23 protein-coding genes are annotated in these 21372 nt (G+C 33.5%); 15 read left to right on the forward strand and 8 right to left on the reverse strand.

The annotated features are described in order from the left end of the window. Positions 1-2: 2 nt before the first annotated feature. The 5 genes from MR054_RS11215 (at position 3) to MR054_RS11235 (ending at position 5884) form a co-directional block, all read left to right on the forward strand. Positions 3-1115 (forward strand): glycosyltransferase, encoded by a 1113-nt coding sequence (locus MR054_RS11215; RefSeq protein ID WP_242157917.1) that lies wholly within the window; start codon positions 3-5, stop codon positions 1113-1115. Next, on the forward strand, positions 1106-1654 hold the full coding sequence (locus MR054_RS11220) for an RNA polymerase sigma factor (RefSeq protein WP_242085416.1): 549 nt from the start codon (positions 1106-1108) through the stop codon (positions 1652-1654). Before MR054_RS11215 ends, MR054_RS11220 begins: the two co-directional genes overlap by 10 nt. A 66-nt stretch (positions 1655-1720) precedes the next feature. Beyond that, the gene (gene lipA / locus MR054_RS11225; protein ID WP_242085417.1) at positions 1721-2602 is read left to right on the forward strand and encodes a lipoyl synthase; all 882 of its coding nucleotides are present in this window, start codon (positions 1721-1723) and stop codon (positions 2600-2602) included. Positions 2603-2607: 5 nt separating this feature from the next. Next, positions 2608-3624, forward strand: a complete 1017-nt coding sequence (gap, locus tag MR054_RS11230) for a type I glyceraldehyde-3-phosphate dehydrogenase (RefSeq protein ID WP_242157918.1) — start codon at positions 2608-2610, stop codon at positions 3622-3624. 64 nt (positions 3625-3688) lie between these two features. Further along, positions 3689-5884 (forward strand): ATP-binding protein, encoded by a 2196-nt coding sequence (locus MR054_RS11235; RefSeq protein WP_242157919.1) that lies wholly within the window; start codon positions 3689-3691, stop codon positions 5882-5884. On the opposite strand, the gene lpxK is transcribed toward MR054_RS11235, so the two are convergent. Further along, positions 5881-6891 (reverse strand): tetraacyldisaccharide 4'-kinase, encoded by a 1011-nt coding sequence (gene lpxK / locus MR054_RS11240; protein WP_242157921.1) that lies wholly within the window; start codon positions 6889-6891, stop codon positions 5881-5883. The genes MR054_RS11235 and lpxK overlap by 4 nt on opposite strands. Positions 6892-6944: 53 nt before the next feature. Here lpxK and MR054_RS11245 point away from each other — a divergent pair, with 53 nt between their 5' ends. Together MR054_RS11245 and MR054_RS11250 are read left to right on the forward strand one after the other, a co-directional pair. Continuing rightward, entirely contained in the window at positions 6945-8039 is a 1095-nt protein-coding gene (locus MR054_RS11245) for a Nif3-like dinuclear metal center hexameric protein (RefSeq protein WP_242157922.1), read from the forward strand. A 3-nt stretch (positions 8040-8042) separates the two neighbouring features. Continuing rightward, entirely contained in the window at positions 8043-8822 is a 780-nt protein-coding gene (locus MR054_RS11250) for a zinc ribbon domain-containing protein (RefSeq protein ID WP_242157923.1), read from the forward strand. A gap of 142 nt (positions 8823-8964) precedes the next feature. On the opposite strand, the gene MR054_RS11255 is transcribed toward MR054_RS11250, so the two are convergent. After that, entirely contained in the window at positions 8965-10782 is a 1818-nt protein-coding gene (locus tag MR054_RS11255) for a zinc-dependent metalloprotease (protein ID WP_242157924.1), read from the reverse strand. A gap of 197 nt (positions 10783-10979) precedes the next feature. On the opposite strand from MR054_RS11255, the gene msrA reads away from it, so the two are divergent. Then, a complete protein-coding gene (msrA, locus tag MR054_RS11260; protein ID WP_242085424.1) occupies positions 10980-11627 on the forward strand; it encodes a peptide-methionine (S)-S-oxide reductase MsrA in 648 nt (215 codons plus the stop codon). A gap of 50 nt (positions 11628-11677) precedes the next feature. Continuing rightward, positions 11678-12328: a hypothetical protein gene (locus MR054_RS11265; protein ID WP_242157925.1), complete on the forward strand. Its 651-nt coding sequence runs from the start codon at positions 11678-11680 to the stop codon at positions 12326-12328. Between the two features lie 82 nt (positions 12329-12410). Here MR054_RS11265 and MR054_RS11270 read toward each other — a convergent pair whose 3' ends face one another. The 6 genes from MR054_RS11270 to MR054_RS11295 all read right to left on the reverse strand — a co-directional run bounded on the left by MR054_RS11270 (position 12411) and on the right by MR054_RS11295 (position 15811). After that, positions 12411-12698, reverse strand: coding sequence for a hypothetical protein (locus MR054_RS11270; protein ID WP_242157926.1), 288 nt, complete (start codon positions 12696-12698; stop codon positions 12411-12413). A gap of 153 nt (positions 12699-12851) precedes the next feature. Further along, a complete protein-coding gene (locus MR054_RS11275; RefSeq protein WP_242085427.1) occupies positions 12852-13625 on the reverse strand; it encodes a hypothetical protein in 774 nt (257 codons plus the stop codon). A 192-nt stretch (positions 13626-13817) separates the two neighbouring features. Further along, positions 13818-14204: a rhodanese-like domain-containing protein gene (locus tag MR054_RS11280; protein WP_242157927.1), complete on the reverse strand. Its 387-nt coding sequence runs from the start codon at positions 14202-14204 to the stop codon at positions 13818-13820. 12 nt (positions 14205-14216) lie between these two features. Next, positions 14217-14534: a rhodanese-like domain-containing protein gene (locus MR054_RS11285; protein WP_242085429.1), complete on the reverse strand. Its 318-nt coding sequence runs from the start codon at positions 14532-14534 to the stop codon at positions 14217-14219. A 106-nt stretch (positions 14535-14640) separates the two neighbouring features. Beyond that, positions 14641-15261, reverse strand: a complete 621-nt coding sequence (locus tag MR054_RS11290; RefSeq protein ID WP_242157928.1) for a thioredoxin family protein — start codon at positions 15259-15261, stop codon at positions 14641-14643. 4 nt (positions 15262-15265) lie between these two features. Continuing rightward, on the reverse strand, positions 15266-15811 hold the full coding sequence (locus tag MR054_RS11295) for a TlpA disulfide reductase family protein (RefSeq protein ID WP_242085431.1): 546 nt from the start codon (positions 15809-15811) through the stop codon (positions 15266-15268). A gap of 135 nt (positions 15812-15946) precedes the next feature. On the opposite strand from MR054_RS11295, the gene MR054_RS11300 reads away from it, so the two are divergent. From MR054_RS11300 to MR054_RS11325, 6 genes are all read left to right on the forward strand, one after another. Continuing rightward, positions 15947-16408: a MarR family winged helix-turn-helix transcriptional regulator gene (locus MR054_RS11300; RefSeq protein ID WP_242157930.1), complete on the forward strand. Its 462-nt coding sequence runs from the start codon at positions 15947-15949 to the stop codon at positions 16406-16408. Positions 16409-16725: 317 nt separating this feature from the next. Then, positions 16726-18129 carry an anthranilate synthase component I family protein gene (locus tag MR054_RS11305; protein ID WP_242158003.1) on the forward strand — a complete coding sequence of 468 codons (1404 nt, stop codon included), beginning with the start codon at positions 16726-16728 and terminating at the stop codon, positions 18127-18129. A gap of 2 nt (positions 18130-18131) precedes the next feature. After that, positions 18132-18698 carry an anthranilate synthase component II gene (locus MR054_RS11310; RefSeq protein WP_242085433.1) on the forward strand — a complete coding sequence of 189 codons (567 nt, stop codon included), beginning with the start codon at positions 18132-18134 and terminating at the stop codon, positions 18696-18698. A 2-nt stretch (positions 18699-18700) separates the two neighbouring features. Further along, positions 18701-19693 carry an anthranilate phosphoribosyltransferase gene (trpD, locus tag MR054_RS11315; protein WP_242157931.1) on the forward strand — a complete coding sequence of 331 codons (993 nt, stop codon included), beginning with the start codon at positions 18701-18703 and terminating at the stop codon, positions 19691-19693. 15 nt (positions 19694-19708) lie between these two features. Then, positions 19709-20494: an indole-3-glycerol phosphate synthase TrpC gene (gene trpC, locus MR054_RS11320; RefSeq protein ID WP_242157933.1), complete on the forward strand. Its 786-nt coding sequence runs from the start codon at positions 19709-19711 to the stop codon at positions 20492-20494. 75 nt (positions 20495-20569) lie between these two features. After that, positions 20570-21280 (forward strand): phosphoribosylanthranilate isomerase, encoded by a 711-nt coding sequence (locus MR054_RS11325; RefSeq protein ID WP_242157935.1) that lies wholly within the window; start codon positions 20570-20572, stop codon positions 21278-21280. Positions 21281-21372: the final 92 nt, after the last annotated feature.

Raw genomic sequence — 21372 nt, forward strand, 5'->3', positions numbered from 1 at the left:
TTATGCCAATTCTTGATTTCCTATTCTACATCTTTTTAGTTGTAGTATTTTTTCAAGTTATTATTTATCTATTAGTTTACGGAAAATTTTCATTTTTAAAACCCGTTAAAATTTCTCGTAAAAAAGCTCCTGTTTCGGTACTAGTTTGTGCTAAGAACGAAGGGGGTAATTTAGAACAGTTCTTACCTTACATACTCCATCAAAACTACCCTGAATTTGAGGTTGTTTTAATAAATGATTCGTCAAGCGACACAACGCTAGAAATCATGCAAAAGTTTGCGAAACGCCATTCAAACATTAAAATTGTAGATGTTAAAGCCATTGAAACATTTTGGGGTAATAAAAAATATGCATTGACTTTGGGCATTAAAGCGTCCAAATACGATTTGCTATTATTCACTGATGCTGATTGCAAACCTGTTTCTAAATTTTGGATCTCCGAAATGGTGGGGCATTTTAATGAAAAAACATCTATTGTCTTGGGATTTGGTGCACATACCAAAATTAAGAATTCATTTTTAAATAAGCTTATACGATTTGAGACCTTAATAACAGGTCTTCGCTATTTTTCATTTGCCAATATGGGTTTACCCTATATGGGTGTTGGCAGGAATTTAGCCTATAAAAAAGAACTCTTTTTTAAATCTAATGGTTTTATAAATCATATTAGAGTAAAATCTGGTGATGATGATTTATTTATTAATCAAGTGGCATCAGCAAATAATACGGCTATTTCAGTCTGCAAAGATAGTTTTACGACATCCCCTGCCAAAACCGGTTTTAAAGATTGGATAAATCAAAAAAGGCGTCACATTACTACAGCTAAATATTATAAATTAGAACATAAGGTTTTGCTCACCACAATTTATTGTTTGCAAGTCCTGTTTTGGCTTCTCACCATAATTTTACTTATAGGTTCATCCCTATGGATCACAGTGAGTGCTTTAGTCATGTTTAGGCTTTTGCTTCAATATGTTATTTTTGGAATGGCAGCTAAAAAACTAGATAGTAAAGATATCATCCATTTAATTCCCGTTCTTGAAATTTTCTTAATTAGCATTCAATTATTTATATTTATAACTAATCTTGTTTCAAAACCTAATCATTGGAAATAGAGGAAGCTATTAAAAGGGCCAAAAAAAACGATCAAAAAGCATTTAATTTTTTGCTGGATTTATATTGGGATGATGTTTATGGCTTTCAATTAAAACGTATACAAAATGAAAATGACGCGGAAGATGTCACCATTCAAACATTTTCCAAAGCTTTTGACCGAATTGAAACATTTGATGAATCTTATAAATTCAAAACCTGGCTCATAGCTATTTCAAAGAACATCCATATTGATTTATTGAGAAAAGAGGAAAAATCCATTTCTAAGGTTATTTCCCATAATGATGATAAAGCCTACAAAATTTTAGATGAATCACCATCCCCAGAAGATAAAATAATAACCGAGCAACATCTGGCCAAATTGTTGTTGGACATAAAAAAGTTAAAACCACATTATCAAAAAGTTATTCATTTAAGGTATTTCCAAGAATTAAGTTACAGGGAAATATCTAATGAACTGAAGGAACCTATTAATAACATAAAAGTGAAGCTATTAAGAGCTAAAAAACTACTTGCCGATGTTATTAAAAAAACGAAATAGCAATACAACTTAAAAGCCCTGCTTTTAAATCAATACTTTGTATATTTGTAGCCTTATTTATAACCTATGGACGCTGAAACGGCTTCAAATATTTTACCGAAAGAGAGAGTTCCAAAACCTAATTGGTTACGTGTAAAACTGCCAACAGGCAAGAAATATACTGAACTTAGGGGCCTGGTGGACAAATACAAATTAAATACCATTTGTACTTCGGGTAGCTGCCCGAATATGGGTGAATGCTGGGGTGAGGGAACAGCTACATTCATGATATTAGGGAACATTTGTACCCGTTCGTGTGGTTTTTGTGGGGTTAAAACAGGTCGACCTGAAATGGTGGATTGGGATGAACCTGAAAAAGTAGCCCGTTCCATTAAACTAATGAAAATTAAGCATGCTGTACTTACAAGTGTAGACCGTGATGACCTTAAAGATATGGGAAGTATTATGTGGGCAGAAACGGTTAAAGCAGTTCGTAGAATGAATCCAGAAATCACTTTAGAGGCCCTAATTCCAGATTTCCAAGGTATTGAACAACATATTAATAGAATTATTGAGGTAGCTCCCGAAGTGGTATCACATAATATTGAAACCGTTCGCCGCTTAACCCGAGAAGTGCGTATACAAGCAAAATACGATAGAAGCTTAGGTGTTTTAAAATACTTAAAAACGCAAGGCCAACGCAGGACCAAATCTGGTATTATGCTCGGACTTGGTGAAACTAAACAGGAAGTAATAGAAACCTTGCATGATTTAAAAAATAATGATGTTGATGTAGTTACTATTGGGCAATACTTGCAACCTAGTAAAAAACATTTGCCCGTAAAACAATTTATAAGTCCCGAACAATTTAAAGAATATAAACAAATAGGACTTGAGCTAGGCTTTAGACATGTAGAAAGCAGCGCATTGGTGCGTTCATCCTATCATGCTCAAAAACATATTCATTAAAAATCATGATTCATGTTGCTCTGAATGGCTTTGGCAGGATAGGTAGGCGTATATTTCGGTTACTTCAGAACCATACAGATATTGAAGTCGTTGTTATTAATGATTTATCAGATAGTCATACCTTGAGCCATTTATTAAAGTATGATAGTGTTCATGGTATTTTTGAAGCTGAAACTTCTTTCAATAGTAATTCCATTATAGTAAATAAGAAAGCGATACCTCTAATTAATCAAAATCATCCAAAGCAAATAAACTGGAATACCTATGATGTTGATTTTGTAGTGGAATGTACTGGAAAATTTAAAACAACGGTAGATTTAGAACATCACTTAAAAAATGGTGCTAAATGCGTAATTTTAAGTGTCCCTCCAACCGACAATACCATAAAAACGATTGTAATGGGAGTTAACAATGGTATTTTAGACGGAACGGAAACCATCATATCCAATGCCTCATGTACCACCAACAATGCCGCTCCAATGATCGATATCATAAATCAACTTTGTGGCATTAATCAAGCCTATATCACCACCGTACATTCTTATACTACCGATCAAAGTTTACATGATCAACCCCATCTTGATTTAAGACGTGCACGAGCTGCGGGTCAATCAATTGTTCCAACGACCACCGGGGCAGCCAAAGCACTGACAAAAATCTTTCCAGAACTAGCAGCGGTTATTGGTGGGTGTGGTATTAGAGTGCCTGTAATTAATGGGTCTTTAACCGATATTACATTTAATGTGAAAGAATCTGTTTCAATTGAAGCTATTAACAATGCCTTTTGGGACGCATCAAAAGACCATTATAAAAATATCATCCAATACACAGATGACCCAATTGTTTCTATAGATATTGTAGGTAATCCGCATTCCTGTATTTTCGATTCCCAGATGACTTCTGTTATAGGAAATATGGTTAAAATAATAGGTTGGTACGACAATGAAACGGGATATTCACAAAGAATAATTGATTTAATATGCAATTTATCGGAAAAAAAGTGTGTTTTGTCGATAAAATAATTATATTTGTCGGTAAGATTGATTTATAATGCCCCAAATAAAACATTACATAACTGCAATTATTTTGTGTATAGGCTTAGTTTGCTTTACTCAAAATTCAATAGACGAGGATCCCGAAATAATCCAAAATCGTATTGATTTTCATATTCTAAAGTCCAAAAAGGACATTGAGAATTTCGATTATCCAGAAGCGCAAAAAGAATTGGATAAGGCGTTAGATCTTGCCATAAAAGTGGATAATAAAGAGCGATTAGGTATAATTTACACGGCCAAAGGAAAACTACAATTAATCGTTGAGGAGGAAGACGAAGCCATAAAATCCTTAGTTAAAGCTGTTGATGTACAGCGCTTAATTAATGATAATCATAATATAGGAAGTTCATATAAAACTTTTGGAGACATTTATTTTAAAAAACAGGATTACAGTCTTGCACTTGATCAATATAGAGCAGCAAAATCAAAATTTGAAGAAGAAGGCTTAGAGGAAAAGCTGGCTGAGGTTTTAATTTGCGAAGGCATAACTTATATCAAATTAGAGGACTATAATAATGCAAGAATACATCTTGATCAATCCATTAATTTATCCAAAAAATTAAACCTATATCTTACACAAAGTAATGGTCTCGTTAATCTGAGTAAAGTTTATCTTGAACTTGAAAATATTGAAAGAGCGTCGACCTTGGCCAATGAAGGTTTAAACATTGCCAAACGACATAATTACATTGACATTTTAAATGATTGTTATTTGGTTTTAAGCGATATACACCACAAATTTAACGATTATAAAAACTCATATTATTACCTCAATCTTCATTTAAAATTATCCGATTCACTCAGGGCGTTAAAACACGAGAATCTTTCTCCAGAAAAAAAAGTGCAATTTTTAATGAGTGAGGAATTAGAAAAGACCAAAAAACAAAAAGCCGAACTGGATGAAGCCAATAGTAAAAATGATTTGGGCACTCTTATATCCATTTTAAGTGTAGCTTTAATTACAATTTTATCCCTATTAACCTTGTCGTTATACAAAAACAATAATATAAGATTAAAAACCAATAATATGCTTCACAAAAAAAATAGTGAACTCATTATTGCCAAAGAAAAAGCCGAATTGGCCTCCAAAACAAAAGCGAATTTCCTATCTACTGTTACTCATGAATTGCGAACACCATTATATGCTGTTACAGGTTTAAGCAACATGTTATTGGATGAGGATCCAAAACCTGAACAAATACAGCACTTAAAATCGTTGAAATTTTCTGGAGATTACCTGCTAACTTTCATAAATGACATCTTACAATTAAACAAAATTGAAGCCAATAAAGTAAATATAGAACCAGAACCTTTTAACCTAAAAAATAAAATAAACAATATTGTTATGGCCTTAAATAATTCGGCCTTAGATAACAATATTAAAATCCATTTTGATTATCCTGAGACTTTACCTGAAAGTTTTATCGCCGATCAATTAAAAATCTCCCAAATCTTAATAAACTTGATTGGTAATTCCATTAAGTTTACTAAGGATGGCGACATATGGATAAGAGTTTATAAAATTAATCAAGAAAACAATACTTATACCCTGCGTTTTGAAGTAGAAGATAATGGTATTGGAATTAGTAAGGAGAAACAAGATAATATGTTTGAGAGTTTCTCTCAAGGTTCCATACAAATTAATAGAAAGTATGGTGGTACTGGCCTTGGTCTTTCCATTGTAAAAGGATTAATAGACATACTTAAAGGAAAAGTTTATCTTAAAAGTGAATTGGGTAAGGGAACCACTTTTTATTTTGAAATTCCATTAGAATATACAGATCAGGGTAAAATTGATAAAAATAAAAACTCTTATTTTTCAGATGAAACCAATGAAATTGATTTAAGTAAGGTCAAGATACTAGTGGTCGAAGACAATAAAATTAACCAAATGATCACTAAGAAGATTTTGACCAAAATGAATCTTAAATGCGATATCGTGGATAACGGGGAGGATGCCGTAGATAAAATAAAAACCAATAGTTACGACATTGTTTTAATGGATATTCATATGCCGGGCATTAGTGGAATAGAAGCTACGAAAATCGTTAGGACATTTGATAAGGAATTAACCATTTTTGCATTAACTGCTGTAACGATCGAAGACAAAATGCATGAATTTGAAGAGGCCGGATTTACTGATATTATCCCAAAACCTTTTAAACAGGAAGAATTCGAGAAAAAACTGTTCAACGCTTTAAATTCAAAGAAAACCAAATCTGCCTAGTTATTTTTAATATAATCCAATACCATTCTGTTAAAAACTTCAGTTTTATCTATACCAATTTCAATTGGTAAGTAATATAACTTATCTGCAATTGTTGAATACTTTTTTAATCTCATATAATCCTTTTCGGTAGTTATTATAGGGGAGGATAAGGCTTCAAATCGTTTAACATCTTGGGATGAAAACTCATAATGGTCCTTAAAATTGAGATGTTCAAAATCAAGGCCCATTTCCTTTAAATGCTTGACCAAAGGATGCGCATTTGCAATACCCGTCACTAAAGTAAAGGGCTTCAAACCTTCTAATTTAATATACGAGTTCGAAGATTGAGCTTGCTGGGCGTATTTGATGTAGCTAAAAAACAGCCGTTGATTATCTTTTATATTAATCTGTTCCATAACAGATATCTTTTTATCCTTATCCAAATGTTTTGGACATTTTGTTACAACAATAATCTCTGCTCTATTCGCACCCCTCCGCGATTCCCTTAAATTCCCCACAGGAAGTACATAATCATTAACATACAAATTGTCATAAGAAGTAAGTAGAATATTCAAACCAGCCTTTACGCGTCTATGCTGATAAGCGTCGTCCAATAAAAAAACTTCAGGCCTAGGATTTAACACCATTAATTGGTTAATACCGTGAATCCGATTACCATCTACCGCAACATGAATGTTTCCTTTAAATTTATTATAAAATTGAAAAGGTTCGTCGCCAAGTTCCTCCGCACTAACATGATCGTTAGCTAACAAGAATCCTTTGGTTTTACGCTTGTAACCCCGACTAAGCGTTGCTATCTTATAATCATCTTTTAACAACCTAATTAAATACTCAATCATGGGTGTTTTACCCGTACCACCAACACTTAAATTCCCAACACAAATCACCGGAAAATTAAAAAATGTCGATTTTTTTAATCCCCAATCATACAAACAATTTCGAAAACTGGTAACCAAATAGTAAAATGGCATGATAGGAATTGCTATGGCCCGTAAAAATTTCATGTTAGCAAAGTAAATATTTTATATTTGTTTAATAATCAATAAATGAAAATAATATGATTATTCAAGATGTCATAGACCATTTGGAAACACTGGCTCCCCTAAATTATGCTGAAGATTTTGACAATGTCGGTCTACTGGTTGGCCAAAAAACCACCAAGCTTAAAGGTATCTTGGTCACGTTAGACACCACAGAACCTGTTATTGACGAAGCTATTGAAAAAAAATGCAATTTAGTAGTCAGCTTTCATCCAATTATTTTCAAAGGATTAAAAAAACTAAACGGAAGCACATATGTTGAGCGTGTCGTCATTAAAGCCATTAAGCACGATATCGCTATTTACAGCATGCATACTGCCCTGGATAACGCTTTTCATGGTGTAAACGATATGATTTTTAAGCAATTGGGGCTAACAAATAAGCGCATACTCATTCCTCAAAACGATACCATTAAAAAATTATCGACTTATGTCCCAATTGAAGAAGTCAGTCATGTGCGTGAAGCACTGTTTCTGGCCGGGGCGGGTCATATTGGTAATTATAAAAATTGCAGTTTTAATGTTGAAGGGTATGGCACTTTTTGTGGTAATGAAGAATCGAACCCAACAAAGGGGAATAAAGGAGAGACCCATACAGAAAGAGAAACCAAACTAACAGTAATTTTCCCCAAACATTTAGAATCAAAAATTCTGAATACCCTTTTTGAAACCCATTCTTATGAGGAAGTGGCGTACGAAATTATTACCCTTGATAATAATAACCAGCAAATAGGTATGGGAATAGTTGGTGAATTGCATTCACCCTTGGATGAGATGGATTTTTTAAATTATTTAAAAAAGACCATGAAATCAGATTGCATCAAACACTCAATGCTTTTGGGTAAACCTATAAACAAAGTGGCTATTTTAGGAGGCTCCGGAAGTTTTGCAATCCAAGCGGCAAAACAGGCTGGTGCAGACGTATTTATTACCTCCGATTTAAAATATCATGACTTTTTCACCGCAGAGAATCAAATCCTATTAGCAGATATCGGACATTATGAAAGTGAACAGTTCACAAAAAATCTTTTAGTAGCACATCTTACAAAAAAAATTACTAATTTTGCAGTCGTTTTATCGAACACAAATACCAACCCTGTTAAGTATTTTTAAAATATGGTTAAAAAGAAAGAAGCAACCGTAGAAGAGCGTTTAAGAGCCTTATACGATTTACAATTAATCGATTCCAGAATTGATGAAATAAGAAATGTTCGTGGTGAATTGCCTTTGGAAGTTCGTGATCTAGAAGATGAGGTAGCTGGATTAAACATCAGACTTGAAAAATTGGTCTCGAGTTTGGAGTTAATTGACAATGATATCGCTTCAAAAAAGAACCTTATTGAAGAAGCCAAAGCGCTCATAAAAAAATACAATGAGCAACAAAAAAATGTTAGAAATAACAGAGAATACAATTCCCTTACCAAGGAGGTTGAATTTCAGGAATTAGAAATTGAACTGGCCGAAAAGCATATAAAAGAGTTTAAGGCACAAATTGAACAGAAAAAAGAAGTTATTGCAGAAACCAAAGAACGTTTAAAAGAGCGCGAAACTCATTTAAAGCATAAAAAAGGGGAGCTTGAAGCCATTTTAGCAGAAACAGAAAAAGAAGAGCAAGCTTTAATGAAAAAATCTGAAGAATATAAAAATCAGATAGAAGAACGTTTAGTATCAGCGTATAATAGAATCCGTAAAAGTGTCAAAAATGGTCTGGCAGTAGTGCCTATTGAAAGAGGTGCTTCCGGAGGATCATTCTTTACAATACCCCCACAAATACAAGTTGAAATTGCTTCACGAAAAAAAGTAATTACCGATGAGCACAGTGGACGTATTTTAGTTGATGCTGCCCTGGCTGAAGAGCAAAAGGTTAAAATGGATAAGCTATTTGAAAAACTCTAGTCCTTTTTAACTTATAAATTGCAAAGCCTTCAACTATACTTAGTGGAGGCTTTTTTTTTAACTCTAGAATATACTTCAATTTGAATTCTGATGGTTATTGAGGACTATTAAAAAGACCAGCCATTTTGTTGGACCGCCTCATTCATTTAATACTAATTTTTTTGGTAGCTTGAGAACTATCAGACATTATTGTAATAAAATACATTCCAGATTGGATATACGACAAATCAATTGTTTTACTCCTTTCAAAGTCCCGTAATGGTAACGTCATCACTTCCCTGCCAATCATATTAAAAATGCTTAGTTTTTTTAAACTTAAATTTCCATCATATTTAAGGGAAAACCTTCCTCTATTTGGGTTGGGAACAATTGTTATCAAGTCTTTTGTCAGTGCATGATCCTTAACATTCAGAGAATTGGAAATGAATACTGAAAAGTCTTCAACTTGACCATATTGAGGGGAAAAATCTGGTCCGGTGATAGTATTTGTTGGTGTAGAAGCAAAATCACTAATTACTCGCACCCATAGCGGGGTATTGGCAATGACATTAGGAGAAATCGCTGGTATAGTAAAATTCCCTGAATGGATTTCTAAATTATTGGTACTGCTAAAAATTTCCTCACCTGAATCATTAAAATCTCCATTATTATTATAGTCAATATAAACTTTAACATGTTCATTATTAATTGATCCTGTCCTAACAGAAATAGTATACATCGTATTACTTCCTAAATTAAATCTGCTGCAAGAATTATCCCGGTATCCACCATCATCCTCTGCATCTCCGGAACTGTATGTTGTGGAATCCAAGGACAAACCATATACACCTATGCCAGAATTGACAGCAATACTTTGGGTAGTTGGCGTTGAAGATAATGCCGCCGAGGGTGGATTTTCAGGAGGTAATCCACCAGAAGAATTTATTAAAGACCAGCGTACTCCCTCTAAAACAGTCCTTATCCTATCCCTTTGGTTAACCGAAAATTTCACTTGGCAGACATCACTGGAATACGCCATAAAATTAGTTACCACGTCAGCTAAATCCGTACCGATCCCTGCACAGGTCTCGCCACTGTCACCACAATTGCCATCATCTCTTCTATGGGGACTGGTATCGGCACATGCATCACCATCACTGGTTGGATCCGTATTTATCGGACATTGGTCTGCAACATCGTCGTCATCTGAATCATCGCCTTCAAACGTATGAAACAAATTAAACGCATGGCCCAATTCGTGAATGGCAGTAACATTTCTATTTGTGTATGATTTTAACTCAAAACCTAGTACACCTGAAGGATCATACCCGAAAGCATTGTAAACAATTACAGCACCATCAATATCGGGCGATGCCCCTGGAAAATACGCGTATCCTTGTGTACCTGAACCTGCTCCATTATCATTTATCTCGCTTACAATCCAAATATTATAGAATTCATCACCAGGGTATTTGCTAAGACTTTTTACGGCCTCTTCATTATCACTTCCAAATCCATTATACGTTAGTCCTTGAGTTGCATAATCTGATGTACTAGATCCATCAACCCTGATAATACCGGTTGAAGCATTGCACTCTCCATCTCTTTGAGCCAATACGAAATCGACATTTATATCTGTCAAATAACTGCCTGAACCGGAAAAAGCCACATTCAAATTATCAATAGCACTTTGAACTTGTGCATCACTTATATTTGTTCCAGTACCAACAGACTCTCCCAAATGAATAACATGTACAATGATTGGAATTGTATACTGTGTTGTACTCATTTTTCCAGCGGCTATTTTAGCCTGCATAGCATCATTAATTTTTTCCTGACTTTGCAAAAATTTTGACTTGTAAGAAGGATCTGTTTTCATTAATTTCTTGTGTACGGCATCCGTTCCGCATAAGGCTAGATCTTGAGCAAAAAAAGATATATTAAAAAACACAGCTGCTAATAATGGTAAGATCGTTTTCATGATTTGTATAAGTAGTTTATGAATACGGTTTGCTATCAATAATGTTTGATCGAAAAGCCTATTTATTTCTAAATTTACATCCTAAAATTAATGTATCAGGAACTAAAATACAAATACTCATGACTTACCATATGTTAAATTATGTCATTTTAATAAGGTTCTGTTTTTTAATTCGTCTAACGAAAAAACATATGCTTATGAATCGTTTAATAATAATAACATTAGTTTCTTTACTTCTTAACTGTAAAAACAATGCCCAAGACAATGCAAATCAAGACAAAAGTATCCATGCTGAACCCGTTGAAGTCCCTTTAAAAAATGGAAAGGCAAGAGCTTATTTTGCCAGTGGTTGCTTTTGGTGTGTAGAAGCCATCTATGAAAGTGTAAAAGGAGTTGATGAAGCTATTAGCGGATATTCGGGTGGTCATACCAAAAATCCAACGTATGAGGCCAGCAATACGGGAAGAACAGGTCACGCGGAATCGGTAGAAGTCATTTACGATCCTGAAATAGTGAGTTTTGCAACCTTAGTTGACGTGTATTTCGCTTCACAGGATCCTACACAAGTCAATGGGCAATATCCAGATTTTGGATCGCAATACCGTTCCATTATTTTTTATCAAAATGAAGACCAAAAACAACTTATACTTAAGAAAAAAGAAGCACTGGCCAAAATGCTGCATGCCAAAATTGCAGCCGAAGTTTTGCCTTTCCAAAAGTTCTGGAAGGCTGAAGATTATCATCAAAACTACGAACGCCTTCACCCAAACAATAGCTACATTAGAAATGTCTCCATTCCCAGATTAAAACGATTTCAAGAGAAAATGCCTGAGGTTTTAAAATAATTGTCATTTACATTCATCGTGAACCCTTATATTTACAAAAATCTTAATGTATGCACAACTTCCTTTATACTTTAACTCTAATTTTTCTTTTTTTTTCCTGCAAAGACCTAAAAAACACAAAAAGAGAAATTGTACTTACAACTGCACAAAAAATAGCCAATGCTCATGGTTTTAAAACATGGAAAAAAGTTAAGGAAATATCATTTAATTTTAACAATGACCGACAGTGGACATGGCATCCCAAAACCAATGCAGTTACCTATACCAGGGATACCGTTACGATAGAATATAACCGATCTAAGTTAGATTCTGCGATTATTCCGATTGACCGGGCCTTTATTAATGATAAATTTTGGCTTCTTGTTCCTTTTCAACTAATATGGGATAAGGGCATTACCATTTCTAACCCGATAAAAACGGAAGCTCCTATTAGTAAACTTAAAATGAATATGATCACGGTCACTTACCCCCTTAAAGGAGGTTATACTCCGGGAGATGCATATGATTTATTTTATAACGACCACTTTATTATTCAAGAATGGATTTTTAGAAAAGGGAACAGTAAAGAGCCCTCATTAATAAATACATTCGAAAACTACCATGATTTTAATGGTATTAAAATCGCTTTGGATCATAAGAATATAGAAAATAATTGGAATTTAACCTTTACGAATGTTAGAATCACAACGACTGATCTCTAATCTGAGCATAAAGTTTAAACTACAAAAAAAGCACTCAAGTTAATATATTAACTTGAGTGCTTTATATTTTAATTGAAAATTATTAATGCGCCTTTTGAGATTTCATTCTATTGGCCTTCATCAATTCCAAGCGTTTAAGCTCCTGTTTGATTTCTTCGCTCCTATCTCTTAGCTTTTTGAACTTTTCCTCTCTAATTTGATTTTTTCTTTCCTTTTCTTGTTCAAGCAACTCAAGATTATGCAGTTCTTCCTTTTTTCTTTTCTTTTCTCTAATTCTTTCTAAAAAAACGAAAATATTGGCATAAATATACATGCCTATAAAAAGTAAAGCAACAATGGACAGAATTACCCAACCGTTCATCATATTCATAACTCAGCGTTTTAAGTTCTTTACAAATTTACACATAAGTAAATAACTTTAAAAATATTTAAGCTAAACAGCTCAAAAACAAGATAAAACAAAAACTATATTCAAAATTATCGATAAAGTGTTTTTAATAGGATCATCTGTTTTTTTCAGCTGTTAATTGCCACTCATATAAGCATTATAAGACCAAATTTCATCCCAAGTATTTGAAAATATACTATTAGACATATCAATAAAGTTCTGCCATTTGTCCTCTCCAATAGTTGAATTAAATGTTTCCTTAAAGCTCACAGAATCATCATCCAACTCGGCCCAATTTTTCAAAAAGCTAACAGATGCCACATGCCTTCCCAAATTTCCTTGTCTAAATTCATTGTAATACAAGCCCCATGGATTTTCACCTTCCATAGCTTTAACAGTCTCACTTATCATTTCAAAAAACGTATTCATAGAATAACCATGGTCATCTTCAACTTCACCATACCTAACGAAAACTATTGGGTATTTGGAATTATCCCCATCCAGCATTGCAGTGTTGGATAATTTGCCATCCATTTTCCAATATTCTGTAGTATGGATTTTTTTAATATATGGCATAACATTATCTCTCCAGTCTTCATCATGCCCATTATTAGAAGGACGAGAATCGAGATGAGTATATGTTGTAGGTCCCATCATCCACACCATACTGCCTGAATTTGGCCCGGTAGATATAGTATAAACCGCCGCCTTGAAAGGGCCATCTTTGTGATATGTCTCATTATGTGACCGCATGTGGTCTCCTAGAGTCTTTAACTTGGTATAATCTGGTGTTAGCATCATGCTTTCTAACATGACATAACTCTTTGAATCATCTTGTGCATTCAAAGTAAAGTTGGCACCTAATATTAAAAGGAACACCAAAAATTGAGAAATCGATTTTTTAATCATAATAAAAAAATTAGATTGGTTAAAATATAGCACACTATTGTGCCATATGGTTGCTAAAAGAATAATAGGGAGTAATACCATATAATAACTGAGAACTATTTCGTTTCAGTTAAGATAAAGGTACATCTTTTGGAGAACTAAATATAACAAATATATGCAGGTTAAAAAAAGCTCTCATTATGAGAGCTTTTTTTATTTTGATTCAATTTTAAAACCTTTGAATTTCCACGTAGAAAAACCTCCTTTTAAATCATAAATTTTTTTAAATCCGGCTTCCTCTAAAATTTTAGAGCATTTAGCACTTCTTCTTCCACTTTTACAATAAACAAGAATGGGTTGTTCTTTGTCCAGCTTTTCAATGTCCTCCACAAAGGTTGGAGAATAATAATCAATGTTAATTGCATTTTCTATATAACCATCATTATACTCCTCCGGTGTTCTTACATCTACTAACTGCACCCTTTCATTTTGCAATAAAATTTGCATTTCTTCAGGAGTAACAATTTTAGCCTGATTATCGGTAAATTGTTCACAGCCTGCCAAAATTAACATACCAAATAAAAGGAAAATCAATCTCATTTTTACGTTATGTTAATCTATATCTACAATATCACCTTGCCATTCAAGAATACCTCCTTCAAGATTATATGCATTCTTAAAACCCAATTCATCCATAATTCGACAAGCTTGTCCGCTTCTGTTGCCGGACCGACAATATACATAGTAATTTTTACTCTTATCCAATTCTTCAAGTTCGTCAATAAAGTTTTGTCCTTTGTAAATGTCTATATGAATAGCATTTGGAATAATTCCATTAGCAACTTCATCATCTGTACGAACATCCAACACAACAGCATTATCATCGTTAGCTAATTGTTCAGACCATTCTTCATGAGTTAAATCTTCCATAGATTAGTGATTAGTATACAATACAAAACTAATATTTATTAATTAAAAATAAACAAAAAAAATCCGAGTATATTACTCGGATACTTTTATTATCACCAAATAAGGGTTAAGACTTTATAGAGCAACCGATAGCTTTTGTTTCTTTTTGTTCTATTTCTTTTCCTTCGAGCAATGCATCAACTGCATTTTCGACATATTTTGTCTTAACTGCAGAGGCATCTTTATAATTATCGTCTATGGCGCCAATGTATTGAACTACATTTCCTTTGTCTGTTTTTTGAAGAACAAAAATATGAGGAGTCCTTGTTGCTCCAAATTTTGGATAAACGGTTTGTTCCTTGTCTATCAAATAGGGAAAAGTAAATCCTTTTGACTTGGCACGCTTTTGCATCGCTTCAAAACTATCCCCTGGCTTGGCAAGCGTATTGTTTGGCATAATTGCGATTACAGGATAACCCTTGGGAGTATATTTATTATTAAGTTCAATAATCCTATCCTCATACATCACAGCATAAGGGCAAGTATTGCACGTAAACGTTATGATAAAACCCTTGGCTTCTCTATAATCTGATAATGAGACCATATCACCATCTATGTTCATTAATTCAAAATCGCTGGCCACATCACCAATTTCATAACCGTCGTTTGATTCCGTATTAACAAATGAAAAGGCGCTTAGTAGAATCACTGCGGCAACTGCAACAATAGTATTTTTTATCTGTTTCATAGTTTTAATTTAAAAATGGTTTCAACTCGTTTTCTAATGTGTCATAAGTAAAGGACTGTTCAAAAAACTTCTTAGTATTATTTTTATAGATCACAGTAGCTGGTATGGAACCCGACCATTTACTATCCACTTTTGGGATCCAACTATTCATATTTGGGTCATCCAAAGCCACAACCTTGGACTTTATTTTATGACTAACAATAAATGGTTTTAATTTGGATTCGTATAAATGCGGAAAATCTAAACTTACCAAAATTACCTTTACATTCTTATTTCCATACTCATTGTTTAACTTTTCAAAATGAGGGAGTTCCTTAACACAGGGAGCACACCACGTCGCCCAAAAATTAATAACATATATCGTATCGTCACGTTTGGTTAAGAACTTTTCAAATTCAGAGAAGTTGTAAACCTCCAATTCAATAGAAGAAGCCTTTTCAGAATCTATACTTTTTAAGCCCCCTATTTTTCCCGAAGCAACAGTTTCTTTTCTAACATTATTGCAATTAAATAACATTAATACCGATGCTACAACAACATAAATCCTCATCTTAATGACTATTACTGGTTATGATTATATAGTTTTTCACTTTAAATTTAAAGAATCATTAATTAGTTCCACTGTTTTTAACAAAAGTTTAATTATCCAGGTTTTTTGTACATTTGTATATACAACAATGGGTAAATGAACATAGAAAAAAGAATCCTAACTAATGCTAATTTGCCCGTTTCTAAAAAAGTCGTTGTAAATCTTTTGTTTAGTTATGGCATTATAAATGGTAAACTAAACGACGTTCTTAAACCTCACGATATTTCAATACAGCAGTTTAACGTCCTTAGAATTTTAAGAGGACAAAAAGGAAAACCAGCTACGCTATCATCAATCCAAGAACGGATGATAAATAAAATGAGCAACACCACAAGGTTAATTGATAAACTTATTACAAAAGGTTATGTGGAAAAGGAAATTAACAAAAACAATAAACGAAAAATTGATGTTACGATTACAAAAGAAGGGTTAAATTTTCTAAATGACATAGATATACTGATTGATAGTACTGAGCAAAACATTGTAAAAACACTCAGCAATGATGAGGCTCAAAAATTAATTCGATTGTTAGGCAAAATAAGGTTAATAGCAAACTAAATTCATATGAAGCCTAATGATCTAAAAACTACCATACTTGTGTGGTAGTTTTTTTATTAAAGGACATAAAAAAACGCCTTTAATTATTGTGTAATTATTTTTTCATGTCTATATTTGAGCCATTAAAAACAAAAACGGTTGAATACTTTTTTAAATAATACTTGGTGGTGGTGTTTTCGAAACTAAATTTCGTGAAGTAAACCTAGTATATTTAAAACTAAAAATATAAATAAGGCTTGTCATTCACGACAAGCCTTTTTATTTGTTTAGAACACGTTTATTAAATAAAACCCAGATACTGAAATAAATTCAGCATGATGAAAACTTTTAATTTATTTACACATTACAAAAAAATACTTGCAGATACGATAACTCCTGTAAGCATCTATTTAAAAATTAGAGATAAATTCCCTAATAGTATTTTATTGGAAAGTAGCGATTACCATGCTAATGATAATAGCTTTTCCTACATTTGCTTTAATCCTATAGCTTCAATAAAGGTTGAAAACGACATTATTTCGCAAACTTTTCCAGATGGAAATCATACGAGTATTCCAATAAATGAGCAGACAAATGTTACCGAAGTAATTCATGAGTTCACACAGCAATTTCAAACAAATTCAGATGAACAATTTAAGTTCATTAACAATGGTATATTTGGCTATTTAGCTTATGATGCCGTAAGGTATTTTGAAGATATACACATTGCTAAAAAAGAGGGCTCCTTGCAAATACCGGATGTGTATTACGCTGTTTACAAAAACATTATTGCTATTAATCATTATAAAAACGAAGCTTATATTTTTGCTCATTGTTATGACACTGAAAACAATATTGATGAAATAGATCATTTAATAAAAGTAAAAAATTATGCCTCATACAATTTCACTTCTAAGGGCCCTATTGAATCCAACCTAACTGATGCTGAATTTAAAAACCATGTTGAACTTGCAAAAAAACATTGTGGGCGTGGTGATGTCTTTCAATTGGTACTTTCCAAAAGTTTCAATCAACATTTTAAAGGTGACGAATTTAATGTTTATCGCGCACTGCGTAACATAAATCCTTCACCATATCTCTTTTATTTCGATTATGGTAATTTTAAGATTTTTGGTAGCTCACCAGAAGCCCAACTGATTGTTAGCAATGGGAAAGCAGAGATACATCCGATAGCTGGAACCTTTAGAAGGACCGGAAATGACATTAAGGATGCAGAGCTAGCACAGCAATTGACCAAAGATGACAAGGAAAATGCAGAGCACGTCATGTTGGTCGATCTCGCTCGTAATGACTTGAGTAGGCATGGGAATAATGTCACTGTAGACACCTATAGAGAGGTTCAGTTTTTCTCCCATGTGATTCATCTGGTTAGTAAAGTTACTGGCAAAAAACACATCAACACCTCAACCATGCAAGTTGTTGCAGACACTTTCCCCGCCGGCACCTTAAGTGGTACACCAAAGCATAGAGCAATGCAACTTATTGAGCAATATGAAAAAACAAGTCGTACTTTTTACGGAGGCGCCATTGGCTTTATGGATTTTAAGGGCAATTTTAATCATGCCATTATGATTCGTACTTTTTTAAGTAAAAACCACAGACTGCATTGGCAAGCAGGAGCTGGATTAGTATCAAAATCAAAACCAGAAAATGAATTGCAAGAAGTATATAACAAATTAGGGGCTTTAACAAAAGCCATAAAACTAGCGGAGGAGATTTAAATATGGCAAAAGTATTAGTTATAGACAATTACGACAGTTTTACCTATAATCTTGTACATTATTTAGAAGATTTAAACTGTGAGGTCACTGTATTAAGAAACGATAAGTTAATACTAGAGGATGTAAGACCATTTGATAAAATTGTATTATCACCTGGTCCGGGTATTCCAGATGAAGCCGGTCTGTTAAAGCCTATCATTAAAACCTACGCTTCAACCAAAAGTATTTTAGGAGTATGTCTTGGCCAGCAGGCCATTGGAGAAGTATTTGGGGGATCACTGGTAAATTTAGAGGAGGTGTATCATGGTGTGGCAACCAAAGTTAACATTTGTGTTGAGGATGAAATTTTATTCAGAGGATTGGCGAAAAGCATAGATGTTGGTCGGTATCATTCATGGGTAGTTCATCCAGATTTACCAGATGTTTTGGAAGCCACTTCTTTTGATGAAAATGGGCAAATTATGTCTTTACGTCATAAAACTTATGATGTTAAAGGGGTGCAATATCATCCAGAGTCGGTATTAACACCTGGAGGAAGGCAAATTTTAGAAAACTGGGTTAAACACTAATCATGAAACAATTACTTAATAGGCTTATAAATCATGAAAGCATCTCCACAGAAGAAGCTAAACAGGTATTGGTAAACATTTCCAATGGTATGTATAACCAAAGTCAAATAGCCTCATTTCTTACGGTATTTATGATGCGTAGCATTACCATTGAGGAATTAAAAGGGTTCAGAGAAGCGCTATTGGAGCTTTGCATTCCAATCGATTTAAAAAACTTTAATGCTATTGATTTATGTGGTACCGGTGGTGACGGCAAAGACACTTTTAACATTTCCACGTTGGCTTCCTTTGTAACTGCTGGTGCCGGTGTTAATGTTGCAAAGCATGGAAATTATGGTGTATCCTCAGCTTGTGGATCTTCAAATGTCATGGAATATCTTGGTATTAAATTTTCAAATAATGAAGATTTCTTAAAGCGTTCTATAGATCAAGCAGGGATTTGTGTATTACATGCTCCATTATTTCACCCAGCTATGAAAAATGTTGCTCCAATTAGAAGGGAATTAGGTGTAAAAACCTTTTTTAACATGTTGGGGCCCATGGTAAACCCATCATTTCCCAATAACCAATTGGTAGGTGTTTTTAATTTAGAACTGCAACGTTTGTATGGTTATTTATATCAGCAAACTGATAAAAATTATAGTATTGTACACGCATTGGATGGTTATGATGAAATTTCCCTTACCGGTAAAGCCAAAATCATTTCAAACCAGGCAGAAACCATGTTTAATGCAGACGATTTGGGTATCCAGGAAATCCAACAAGAAGAGATATTTGGTGGTAAAACCGTTGAAGATGCTGCTAAAATATTCATTACTGTAATTAGTGGTAAAGGAACGGAAGCACAAAACAACGTGGTGTGTGCCAATGCGGGGTTAGCCATTGCTACAACCATGCAAACTACTCACAAAGAGGGGTTTGAATTGGCTAAACAATCTTTGCTTTCCGGAAAAGCTAAAACCAGTCTAGATAAATTGATTGAATTGAGTAAGTAATTGACGTATTGTAAAGTGAATATATTAGATAAGATAACATCAGATAAATACAAGGAAGTTGCCCTTAGAAAGCAATTAATCCCAACTCGACAATTGGAGCAATCCGTTTTATTTCAAAGAGCAACGGTTTCGTTGTCAAACAAACTAAAAAATAGCAACACTGGTATTATTGCAGAACACAAACGACGTTCCCCATCTAAATCAATTATCAATAATAATTTAGACGTTTTTGAAGTGGCGAAAGGTTATGAAAATGCCGGAGTCTGTGGTATGTCTGTTCTTACCGATGGCAAATATTTTGGAGGGTCATTGGATGACCTGCTACATGCACGTGCCAGTATTAATCTGCCTATACTACGTAAAGAATTTATTATAGATGAATACCAAATCCTTGAAGCAAAAGCCTACGGTGCAGATGTTATTTTACTGATTGCTGCTATTTTAAATAAGAACGAATTAAAGTCCTTTTCAGAGTTTGCAAAACGCTTAAAATTAGATGTTCTTTTAGAAGTACACAATGAAGAAGAATTGCACAAATCCCTATTGTCCAGTGTGGATATGTTGGGTGTGAACAACAGGAACCTAAAAACATTCGATGTAAGTTTAGATACCAGTAAAGCATTAAGTAAATTGATTCCGGACGATTTTATAAAGGTTTCTGAAAGTGGTATTAGTAACATTACTGCTATTAAAGAATTAAAAGACTATGGCTATCAAGGCTTTTTAATAGGAGAAAACTTTATGAAAACTGATGATCCGGGGTATAGTGCTAAAATATTTATACATAATTTAGAAAATTAAAATGATGACAAATGCGATTGTGAAATCTCATCATGAGAGTTCATTTTCCCCATCATTATACAATAAGAAAGAAGAATGAAACTAAAGATTTGTGGCATGAAATATGAGGTCAATATTGAAGACGTTGCTTCGTTGCAACCCGATTATCTTGGTTTTATATTTTACGAAAAATCGGCAAGATATTTTGATCGTGAAATCCCAAAACTTCCATCTTCAATAAAAAAAGTCGGGGTTTTTGTAGACCCTAATTTAGATTTTGTTATTGAAACTATTAACAAACATGATCTCCAGGCTGTGCAATTGCATGGTAATGAATCGCCTGCTTTTTGTGAGCAATTAAAATTATATGGTCAATCCGAAGAAACTGCCTTTACTGCAGACAGAGATAGCCAAATCATAAAAACACATACCCAACTAAATCGAGTCCAGGATGACCACCAGATTGAAATTATTAAGGTGTTTTCTATAAAAGATGAATTTAATTTTGAGGTTTTATATCCTTACGAAACCGTATGTGATTATTATTTATTCGACACTAAGGGTAAATTACCCGGAGGAAATGGCTATACCTTTAATTGGAATGTTTTAACCCAGTATCCTTCTCATAAACCGTTTTTTTTAAGCGGTGGTATTGGACTTAATGAAGTTCCAAGTGTCTTGTCATTTTTAAGTAAAAAAGAATCCAAATATTGCTATGCCATTGATGTGAATAGTAAATTTGAAATTGAGCCAGGATTAAAGAATTTGGAATTCTTGAAAGAGTTTAAAAACAATATTATTAACTGAAGTGAAGTATGAATAGTGAAATCAATTACAGATTTTTACAATAAAAAATAAATGTCTCATTGGCACATTTCTGATTGATGATATGCCAAACA

It is taken from the genome of Aestuariivivens sediminis (assembly GCF_022662105.1).
Lineage (GTDB): Bacteria > Bacteroidota > Bacteroidia > Flavobacteriales > Flavobacteriaceae > Aestuariivivens > Aestuariivivens sediminis.